A 10,969-nucleotide genomic window follows, 5' to 3' on the forward strand; every position below is an offset into this window, starting at 1 on the left:
CGACACCCACGACTGTCATAGGGGTGCGACCCCATCTGATAAGTGTACCAATAGGATCCTTAAGATTCATGATCTTAACCGCAGATTCATTCAGCAGAATAGAGGAGACGGTATCGGCCTTGAATTTAGGTGAGAAATCCCTGCCTGATAAAACTTTCCCACCAATAGTGGTGGTATAATAAAATCCTGCACTGCGGATTTATTTTCCTGCTGACTATAAAGTTTCTTCCCCTCGCTCTGCGCCAGCGATATCCGGGAAATATACGCGATCCCTGGGATATTCTGCAGGGCAACTTCTGTTAGGGCCGGCGGCGAAGCATCCCCGGTAATAACCTGATTGTTATTTCTCATGTTCAGCTTTACGATATAATTCCTGTCGGAATTCTTGAACTGCCGGTCATAACTTAATTCATAATGCACATATAGCAACAACAACAGGCAGGATGCTAACCCGATAGCTAATCCACCAATATTGATCAGCGAAAAACCCTTATTGCGCCAGAGGCTCCGAAATGCGATCTTGAAATTAAGTCTAAGCATGATGAAAAATAATTTACCGATTTATCGGCAGCCGACTAAGTTGGTGCCAAAGATAAAAACAGAGTAGATGCTGCTTTTAGGGAACAAAAAATTCCGGAGTTGTTCGAAAATGCACAGTACGTGTTCAAAGTTGAACAGCGAACTACCACCTCTTATAGTTAACCATGTGGTGATAAACTCTCACTTTCCATATGATCGCTGTCGCCAACCGCTGCGGCATGAGTTTTAAGTAGTTTCAGTACTACAAAGGCGCCGATCATTGCCGGAAAAAGCATGAGAAATGATCGCTGCAGCAAGGTAAAGACCGGAAGTGCTGACGTTGGAACAATTTGTGAAAACAACATCGCAATGCCGGCTTCAGCAAATCCGCTTCCACCTGGACTTGGTGCGAAATAGATCATAAACTGAATGAGGATCTGGATACTGATGACCTGCAGAAGATCTACATGAACACCCAAGCCCAACAGAATCACGTATTGCATGCAATATTTATTCAGGTAAAGAAGCACAGTAATCAGTAGGCTCAGCGGAAACAATAGGGGATGATCTTTTAGTAGCTTTTTACAAATTTGCTGATAATTAAGAATGCTGGCATAAGACCAGTCAGCCCATTTCTCTATATGAGCTTTTTTAGCAGGCCAGATCAAGCTGATTATTTTAGAAATGTTAATCAAAACTGATCCGATTAAAAGCGGCCTCCAAAAGGCAAGCATGAAGACAAGCAGAAAAATAAAAAACACTCCGAAGCCATACTTCAGCAAAGTGAGAATAAGGCCACTTTCCAGCTGGGTATTCATTGCCCATATGGCCAATAAGCCGGCTAAGGGCATAAACAGCAATGTAGCACCCATAGTAATTAGACTCACAACAAATCCGTCGAGTACTTGCACACCATGACGGTTGTATACATACAGCTGCGCGGGGCCCGCACCACTATGAAATGGAGTGATTGCTCCCATAAACATATTCGCAGTGTTCGCCTTAAAACTTATCCATTGTGATAAACCTGGTTTAAGTTTTTGGATTAAAATATGGTTACGCCATCCGCCCAGGATCAGGTCGGTAAAGACCATAGCAAAACAGATCAGGATATATTTGAACTTAATACTCTTCAATGCTTTGATGGTATCACCGGTATGGGAATAAAAGAAAACAGCAGCTACGGAAGCTATTGTCAACAAACCAAGCCACATGGCCCCTTTAAGGATCATACTTTTGTTGAAGACAAATTGATTTGGATTTTCCCTTGATGTTAAGCCAGTGATTGTTGTTGATTCTTCTGCTATTTCAGCTTCTTCTTCTATTGACATAAATTTTCATTAATTAAGTGGTTGTGATGATGAATGCGGAATCATTTAACTTTTGATTCTGCTGCAAATGAACCTTCAAGCACAATGATTTGACTGGAAAATGAATGGGAAACGGGCAAATAGACAGTTCAAACGGGCCTCAACTTTGCCCACAAATGGAAGAAGAAATAAACATAGCAATGTTAGCCTGCCATTCGATCAGTTCAACTGCAAAATTGCCCGCTTCAGGTGTTTAATGAAACGAGAAGGGCCGCTAATTGCTAACTTTGAGGGATGTCGAAACAATATCTAATACTTGGCGTAATTATTTCCCTTGGAATTGGCCTTGCTGTAGTGCCCATAAGATTAACGGGAGGAGACATTCATTCAGGCGGTTTATTTTTAGCTGCCCGTACAGTCAGATATACCTTCACTGCAGGAATCCTTTCCTTTTTTCTTCATATCTGGCTAAATCGGAAATTTGCTGTAGCTGCTAATCGATGGAGATACGTCGCTTATGTATTCAAGATCATATTTGTTGCTATAACCGTTTTTCTAGTTTCGGTTTCGCTCGATATCGTTTTCAGTTTGTTCGTAAAAAGCCCTTCATTTACCATACCTAAAGAAGATCTGAACTGGTATTTGATCATATTCCGATGCATACTCCTCAGCGCTGTACAATTTTTCATCGTCTTTTATTTGCAGTTACTCAATGAAAGCCAAAGGCGTAGTTTAGAAATAGAAAAACTTAAACAAACCCAATTGGAAGCCAGCCTGTCCAACTTGAAAGAGCAGATGAGTCCTCACTTCCTGTTTAACACACTAAATACGCTAAGCGCCATAACAGAAGATAAAGGCGTGAAAGTATATGTTTCCGAACTGGCTAGTGTTTACAGATATATGCTGGTACATAATAAATTGAACCTGGTTCCGCTGAAGAATGAATTGAGTTTCATCAGGTCTTACCTGTACATTATCAAAAGCCGGATGGGAGATGCAGTTGACATTAATATTGACGTAGAAGAAAAGCTGATGCACACCAATATTCCGCCGTTAACCTTGCAACTATTACTGGAAAACGCCATCAAACATAATGTAGCATCGAGTAACAAGCCTTTAAAAATTTGGATATATAATGATCCGTTGTATATCGTTATTTGCAACAGCTTTTGCCCTAAACAAGCTCAGCATGATTCAACAGGAGTTGGATTGGGAAATATAATGAACCGCTATCAACTTTTATTCTCCCAGAATATCTTAATAGAGAAAAATTCAACCGTGTTTACCGTTAAGCTGCCGATACAAATATGAAAATTTTAATTATAGAAGACGAAATCAATGCTGCAAAAGAGCTGGAAAAAATATTGCTTAACCTCGATCCTTCAATAACCGTATTGGCGATCCTGGATTCAGTAGAGGCAAGCATAGCTTTCCTGAAAGGCAACCATCTACCAGACCTGATCTTTTCTGATATCCAGCTAGCGGATGGAATGTGTTTTGAAATTTACAGGGAAGTCCCTTTAATAAGACCTATTATTTTTTGCACCGCCTACGACGAATATATGCTCGAAGCTTTCGAGACGAGCGCACTTAGCTATTTACTAAAGCCCATCACCGAAAATTCCGTGGCAAAAGCGATGGAAAAATATCATGCGCTAAAGTCTGCCTTTGAACCCATGGCTGCAACGCGTTCTGTTCAACAACTGGGCGAACAATTAAAATACACTTACAAAAAGACCATCCTTGTTGAGCAACGGGAAAACATCATTCCTCTTCCCGTAAATGATATTGCTTATCTGTTTCTGGAAAATGCGGTCATACAAATCGGAACGACCAAAAATCACCAGTATTTCATGACTTCAACACTCGACGAACTGGAACGGATTCTTGATCCGGATATTTTTTATCGTGCCAACCGTCAATTCCTGATCAACAGGCGTGCGATTACGAACATTGAACGTTTTTTTTCCCGAAAGCTCATTGCTAAACTTGCAGTGAAAACGCCGGAAACAGTAGTGATCAGCAAGGCGAATGCATCCGATTTCCTCCGCTGGCTTGAAAGCTCCTCCTAAATTTTTGATGCTAAAGAACGCTTTCAAACCATGGTTTCGCAGGAGCAACCATGCGTGCGGTTCTTTCTTTTAAGAAGACAATCACCGCCTCCTCTGATGTAAATCTGTTGCCCATGTTTACAAAGTTCCTTGCCAACAGGTCATATCGCTTTGCAAGTAAAAGCACTGCAACCATCATGATATCTATCTTACTAAAGACAACAGCATTATTATTGATATAGTTGTCGACTGTCTTTTGGAAGTAAGCCGGGTGCTCCGTCCAATGCATCGTCGGTTTCAAATGGTGGGAGATATGGTAGCCGTCATTCCAGCATTCCCAGTTGTACTTGCTGTTGATACAAGTCATGCTGTTTTTAAAAGCATTGCCAGGATCTGCCGGATCAATAAAAGCATGTTGAGCCCAGTTGCCGAGCATGGCAATCAGCCGGTAAAAGAAATAGGTAAAGATAAATACGCAGAATGTAGCCGGCCAATTAAAGCAAGATAATACTACACAGAAAACTATAAAAAGTATTTCACCACGTATGGCACTATACATCAACTTTTTCCGGTTCCTCTTTTTGAAATAGGCAGCGAGGTCGTATATCCCTGCGATCATAAACTTCAGCAGGTACAATAAGAAGCTGCTCAGCGAGTCACGCTGGTAGGACATGGTCGAACTTTCGTCATCTTCCAGATTGTTTTCGGCATGGTGCATACCGATATGGTGCGCATAGTAGGTATCAGCCATATGCCCAAAGAAGGGAGCGATAAAATAGGGAAGCAGGTAATTCAAATAATTGTATTGCTTTTTGAATAATGTCCGGTGCGCAGTGGAATGAAACATCAGTGCAAAACGTCCTATGAAAAAAGCAGCATTGATGATCATATAAATTACAGCCGCTGCCAGCCAGTACCAGCCGATCAGCAGATTGCTGAATAATAGCACGGCATAGGGAATCAGGAAAAAAATAATGCGGAACGTAAAATAAATAAATGGTAAATCTCTTTCATCGCGAATCAGTCGAAGAAAGAATTTGTCCAGATGGTTATAATGTTGAGGCTTTAAGAAGCCGGGATCTGTCAGTTTACTGGGCGTGGGTTGCATAGGAATATTGAGTTATTTTGTCTGGATGATACTCGTTTGATAGGCTTGCTCAATCAGCTCCAGATCGCGCCTGGCCATTTGAAGGTTAAAAGCTCCATCTTCACCGGTTCGCAGTGCATTCATGAAATCTGTAAGCATAGCTTTTGCGCCGCTGATATCTGCAATGCCCGGAAATATGAGCTTCCATTTTTTACCACGGACGAATATATATAAGCCGTTCGACTCAAATAATATAGAACCTTTAGTGCCGAATATGCGGGAAATTCGCAGGCCTTTAAACACTGTATTAACCTCCCATGAGTACAGTAAGGTTCCGATAGGTCCCTCTTCATATGTCGCTACCACCTGCATGCTGCGTTCGGGCTTGCCATTGGTTGATGGTTGAAATCCAGTTACAGACTGTAAAGTTAAACCGAGGTTTGACAGGCAATTAATCCAGTGAATACCACCCTCAAATAAGGCGCCCCCACCCGCTGTACCAGGATCTAAACGCCAACTGGATACCTGCTGAGTTTTGGCGGCATTAAAGAAAAGGAATTTTAAATCACCTATTGGTTCTCCGGATAACACCTCGCGCAGCTCTTTGAGCGCTGGCTTGTAAAAATAGTTCTCGGCTATAAACAGCTGGACACCGTTATCCAGGCGGAGCTTTTCAACCCTGTCAAAATCTGCAGCATGAAGAAATGCTGGTTTTTCACATATAACGTGCTTACCCGCTGTCATGGCTTCTATGGATAATGCGAGATGGCTATCCGGCGGCGTGCAGATGAATACTACGGATACATCCGGCGACTGGATGGCTGCAGTGTACGAAGAGAATATGCCCTTGCCCTTGTATTTATCTGCGTATTCCTTCGCTTTGCTTTCGTCACGACTGGCAAAGTACAGGTCTATTTCAGCAAATTTGTTGAGCCTTCCGGCATGTTTGCCCGCGATCAGACCGCAACCTAAAAAGGCGATCCGTATCCGGCCTTCTATCTTTTTGTAGGTCGACATAACTTTATCAATTTAATTTAGTGATCAACTCGCCCACGCGCAGCGCGTTTGCCGCAATCGTAAGACTTGGATTTAAGGCTGCTGACGTAGGCATCACGCTGCCATCGGTGATATATAAATTATCCAGTCCTCTGAAACGGCAGCTCTCGTTAAGCGCTGATGTTTTTTCATTCGAACCCATGCGCACCGTACCCACCGCATGCGAAAAGGTGCGGATTCCATGTGTATAGTGGATGAGTGCCCCTGCGCCTTTCATGATCTTCTTAGCCTCCCCGGTCAAAATTTTCATCGCAGCTTTATCCCTTTCGCTGTAGCTGTGGTTGATGACTATCCGGGGCAAACCAAACTCATCTGAAAAAGCAGGATCAATGGTAAGGGAATTTTTATACTGTGGCTGGTCTTCAACGATGGCCAGTAAGCCACTTAACAACTTTACCGCGGGACTCAGCATTTTCCCCAACACACCCTTCAGTTCGTTCTCAACCACACTGCCGGGAGGGGTAGGCATTTGCTGCAAACTTCCCAGCTTATTAAATTCGGGCACGTTGGGGTGACCAAAGTAATAATCCAATATGGCGAGCTGTTTATGAAACCGGCCTTGCTTATCGGCGATACCTGGAAAAATGCCAAATATAATCGTATTTAAATGGCGCATCAGGTAACGTCCTACCACGTGGCCTCCGGGATTAAATTTCTGCAGACCCGACGATAAAAGGATATGTGGTGTGCCCAATGAACCTGCAGCCAATATAAACTTATCGGCTTTAAACGAATGCTGCTGTTTTGTCGTTTTGGATATGCAGTCGACGCTTATGATTTGACCATTTCGTGTGTTCAATTTTGTCACTACCATGTTGGGCTGTAGTTTCATACCCTTTGCCAGCAGCCGGGGAATGACCGTTGTAGCCAGATCATTCTTGGCACCTACAGCACAGGCAAAAGTGTCGCAAGTTTTGCAACTCAGGCAGGTCTGGCGACTTGTATCTTCGTAGTTTATAGCCAGGGGCATTTGAAAAGGATGCAATCCTAATTTTTGCGCGCTTGATTTCACCCTTTGCGATATGTTTGCCAGAGGAGATGCCTTTTGTGGCAGTGGCGCACTATGCCTGGGTTCGGTCGGATCAATACCTGTCTCACCCGATATGTTCAATATGCTTTCGGCTTTAGAATAATACCTTTCCAGGTCGTTGTATGTGATTGGCCAGCCTTGTGCATCTTTACCTTCGATCTGCTCATTCTTTTCAAAGTCTGCTTCGCGAAAGCGAAAAGATACTCCGCCATAAAAAACCGACGGTCCGCCTACGCAGGAATACAAACCCATAGTTGGTTTATTACCACCAACAGGTACATGTAAAAGAGAGGATTTATCGTAAAAGGGAGAAAGTTCAATAGAACCACTTGGGCCCCAGTTTTCTTCGGCACTGCGCGTAACCCAGTCTCCGCGTTCCAACATCAACACCTTTAGTCCCGCATCAACTAGCGGCTTAGCAGCCATGGAACCACCAAAACCACTTCCAATTACAATAACATCGTAGCTATTCATATCTAAAAGTTTGGTGTGGGCGCATTATCGACGGTATTATAGGCACGAAAGGTTGAGGACGTCTCGTGCCCATATCGGCTTCACTATAGGTGACGTCAATCTGTTGCACACTATAAAGCGGGCATGGCAGCATGCCATAATTGTGGATATTGAGCGCCAGTGAAATCACCAGCATGGAGGAAACCTGATCGAGCTTCGGGCAATAATTCATATACTTCCTGTTTTTACATCAAATGAAGCTGGAATTATCAGGGGCTGAAGGGAAAATGGGAGGGAGACGGGCAAAAAAGCCGTTTAAACGGGCATCTCTTTAGACAACTATAGAAGCAATCTTTAGCCAGAGATTCCGCCATCTTGCGAAAAAGCTAAATTTTTAAGTCTCTAGGAAGTATATCAGTAACTGGCAACAGAGAATAACCGTTGCTGGACGTGGTTGGCGAGTCTGAAGACGGGATTAAGACAAGGCCGGAATTGCGGAATTTTTAACGGCGGCTTTGAAGAACCGTCGCTTTATAACGTTAACGATTAGAGCATTTGTTCAAAACATTGTAAGAAAGTCATCATAACTGTTGAGTCTTCCAGATGTTGTTTGCCGAGTCAGTATCAGCATCATACTCATCTCCTAACACAATACGAACTATATTCGATCCTGAATTCAAAGCAAGGTCCAGCTTATCTGAATTCTTCCAGATCGAAACAGGTTTATTAAAACGCTGTTTCGTTCCGTTCTTGAAATATACGGTGAGATGTACAGGAACTGGAGCTCCACCGACATTAGAGATGTGGATATGGTAACGACCGTTCTGCTTGTTCACTTTATCAATAGACAAATCAGGAACTGCCTTATCGAAGTACCACCTTTTCCAGTACCAATTCAGGTCCATGCCAGCACCCTTATTCATGCAGTTAAAGAAATCATATGGTGTAGGGTGCTTGCCTGCCCATGCCCGGATATAATAGCGGGTTGCTTCGCTGAACTTCTGCGCTCCCACCATATCTCTTAAATACCATAATGCAAGCGCGGGTTTTAGGTCTTTATCTGCAAAACGGGCATTGCCGTACAGCTGAGCCGTTGGCGTCATTACGGGAACATCTTCAGAAAGACCTGCGTAGTCATTCACCGAACTTAAGTCATAATTGAAAGGGATATCGGGAGCGATATGGGGGTGAAACATAAACTCGGTCATTGTCGCCCAGCCTTCATCCATAAAAGAGTGTTTGGTCTCATTTGTGCCTACGTAAAACGGAAATATGGAGTGGAAGACCTCGTGAGCCGTAAATTCCACGACATCTTTTTGATCCTCCAACGGCAGGTTGTTGACCATCATTGGGTATTCCATGGCATCCAGACCATCAATGATTGTCTGGTGTGAATAAGGAAATGGTATCGCCGGGAAACTTTCGCTGATAAGTTGAACCGTTTTACGGTTATACTCAATAACCGGGGTATAGCTTAAGTGATCCGGGTGGTAAACAGCATCTACTCTGGTGCGTTTCTGCGTCGCGTGATCAACCACGAGACTCGAAGATTTCCATACATAATTACGGCTCAAGGCAAACGCAAAGTCGGTGACATTCCTCGCGTCAAATTTCCATGTATGACTGCTGCCGGCCTTAGTAATATGTCCCTTCTTAATATCCTCTTTAGTAATCACATCTGTAACAGAGTCCTGCTGTTCCGCATTTCTAATCCTTTCGATGTAAGTGGGCTCAAAAATATCAGCTGTATTTGTAAGCTCGCCTGTTGCCCAAACGCAATACTCGCGCGGAACTGTCACGGATACCTTGAAGTTGCCGTAGTCATTATAAAATTCTTCTTTACCTAGATAATTATACTCGTTCCAGCCGTCTATGTCATCATAAACGGTCAGTCGCGGAAAAAAATAAGCCAAAAAGAATGTACCTTCATCAATTTGTCCCGTGCGGTTAAATGAACCTTTATTGAGTGTGTAATCATAACTGATCTTTACAGAAGTCTGTTCGCCAGGCAATATATGCAACCCTCTTACCGACATATTGGTACCTCTCGGCATTCGTTTGTTACTGTCGATCTTTTGGCCGCCAATTAACATTTCGCTCAGATGCATACCTGGCCCAAGGTCAGCAACCGACAATACGGTATTACGCATGGAATTTGCCTTGTACAAATTGGGGTATAGTTTGAATGAGAGCGATTTTAGCGTGTCAGGACTATTATTATGGTAATTGATGTGAACGATGCCGGTCAGCTTTCTAGATGATGGGTCAAACTGAACATCTATATCATAGTCACCCTGATTTTGCCAATATGCCTTTCCGGGCAGGCCACTACGATCGCGAGTTTGATTGCCGTAAGCTTTAATAGTATGCCTATCAATAGGAAGGAGCTGCCCCTGAGCAACATGACCACAGAAAACTAAATACAGTAGGCTTAGAGATAATCTTATATGCATGTGTGTTTCGATATATTTTGCTGTTATAATGAACATGTCGGCAGCATTGTAAGCGAACTGCGTCAGCTGCATCCTAGTTCTATCAAAACTATCTAGCCAGGACAAATCTATGAGAAAATCGCGTGTATCAATATTCTTATTGTTCCCTGCTTGTAATCCGGGGCGACAATTTGTCGGAATTATGCCTAAACATGGTAACCAATTTCAGGAGCTATTGTACAAAATATGCAGAATAGAAATGCTAAACAGCACCTCCGCCTATTCATATTTCAATGCATCTACCGCATTTGCCTTTACCACTTTAAATGTCTGCATGCTGACAGATAAAATAGCTATGATTAAAGAAATTACGAGCGCAATTACAAAAGGGTAGATGCCTATAGCTACGCGATAATCATATCTCATGATCCAGTTGCTGGCCAGGATATATGCAACAGGAATCGCGATCAGATTAGAAAGCAGAACCAGTTTCATAAAATCCTTATTTAAAAGGAGCATCAGATGCCCTAAACCTGCACCAAGTACCCTCCTGATACTGATCTCCTTTTTACGCTGTTCAGCCATATACAACGCCAGCCCAAGTAAACCTAGACAGGAAATGAAGATGGCAAAACCACCGAAGAGGTTAGACAATATACTCAACAGTCTCTCGCTGTGTAGTTTTTCTGCCATGCCGGAACTTAAAAACTGAAGATCTGGCGGATAAGCAGGATTCAAACGCTGGCTGATACTTTTAATCAATCGGACAGAATTAGATACAGGCTGACCGGCGTTCAGCCTGATCAGCAATTCCCTGGCATCCCTGGGTTTATTGTAGAATACTGTCGGTCTTGCTTTTGACCCCAGCGATTCATTGGCATGATCCTGAACGACACCCACGACTGTCATAGGGGTGCGACCCCATCTGATAAGTGTACCAATAGGATCCTTAAGATTCATGATCTTAACCGCAGATTCATTCAGCAGAATAGAGGAGACGGTATCGGCCTTGAATTTAGGTGAGAAATCCC

At 43.1% G+C, this 10,969-nt stretch carries 9 protein-coding genes; 2 read left to right on the forward strand and 7 right to left on the reverse strand.

The annotated features are described in order from the left end of the window. Window positions 1–90: 90 nt before the first annotated feature. Entirely contained in the window at window positions 91–540 is a 450-nt protein-coding gene (locus tag ACKI5J_RS02620; RefSeq protein ID WP_407426218.1) for an ABC transporter permease, read from the reverse strand. A 158-nt stretch (window positions 541–698) separates the two neighbouring features. Continuing rightward, on the reverse strand, window positions 699–1,850 hold the full coding sequence (locus ACKI5J_RS02625; protein WP_407426220.1) for a YbhN family protein: 1,152 nt from the start codon (window positions 1,848–1,850) through the stop codon (window positions 699–701). A 273-nt stretch (window positions 1,851–2,123) separates the two neighbouring features. Between ACKI5J_RS02625 and ACKI5J_RS02630 the strand changes: the two genes are divergently transcribed. Further along, a complete protein-coding gene (locus ACKI5J_RS02630; RefSeq protein ID WP_407426222.1) occupies window positions 2,124–3,140 on the forward strand; it encodes a sensor histidine kinase in 1,017 nt (338 codons plus the stop codon). After that, on the forward strand, window positions 3,137–3,901 hold the full coding sequence (locus ACKI5J_RS02635; protein ID WP_407426224.1) for a LytR/AlgR family response regulator transcription factor: 765 nt from the start codon (window positions 3,137–3,139) through the stop codon (window positions 3,899–3,901). The genes ACKI5J_RS02630 and ACKI5J_RS02635 overlap by 4 nt, the downstream gene beginning before the upstream one ends. Before the next feature lie 10 nt (window positions 3,902–3,911). On the opposite strand, the gene ACKI5J_RS02640 is transcribed toward ACKI5J_RS02635, so the two are convergent. From ACKI5J_RS02640 to ACKI5J_RS02660, 5 genes are all read right to left on the reverse strand, one after another. Beyond that, a complete protein-coding gene (locus tag ACKI5J_RS02640) occupies window positions 3,912–4,988 on the reverse strand; it encodes a fatty acid desaturase family protein (RefSeq protein WP_407426226.1) in 1,077 nt (358 codons plus the stop codon). 12 nt (window positions 4,989–5,000) lie between these two features. After that, window positions 5,001–5,984, reverse strand: a complete 984-nt coding sequence (locus ACKI5J_RS02645; RefSeq protein ID WP_407426228.1) for a Gfo/Idh/MocA family protein — start codon at window positions 5,982–5,984, stop codon at window positions 5,001–5,003. Window positions 5,985–5,991: 7 nt separating this feature from the next. Beyond that, entirely contained in the window at window positions 5,992–7,527 is a 1,536-nt protein-coding gene (locus ACKI5J_RS02650) for a GMC family oxidoreductase (protein ID WP_407426230.1), read from the reverse strand. Between the two features lie 560 nt (window positions 7,528–8,087). Continuing rightward, window positions 8,088–9,959: a M1 family metallopeptidase gene (locus ACKI5J_RS02655; protein WP_407426232.1), complete on the reverse strand. Its 1,872-nt coding sequence runs from the start codon at window positions 9,957–9,959 to the stop codon at window positions 8,088–8,090. Window positions 9,960–10,217: 258 nt separating this feature from the next. Next, on the reverse strand, window positions 10,218–10,969 hold a 752-nt coding region (locus tag ACKI5J_RS02660), incomplete at its 5' end, for an ABC transporter permease (protein ID WP_407426234.1).

It is taken from the genome of Arcticibacter sp. (assembly GCF_045629565.1).
In the GTDB taxonomy this organism is placed as follows: Bacteria; Bacteroidota; Bacteroidia; order Sphingobacteriales; family Sphingobacteriaceae; genus Arcticibacter.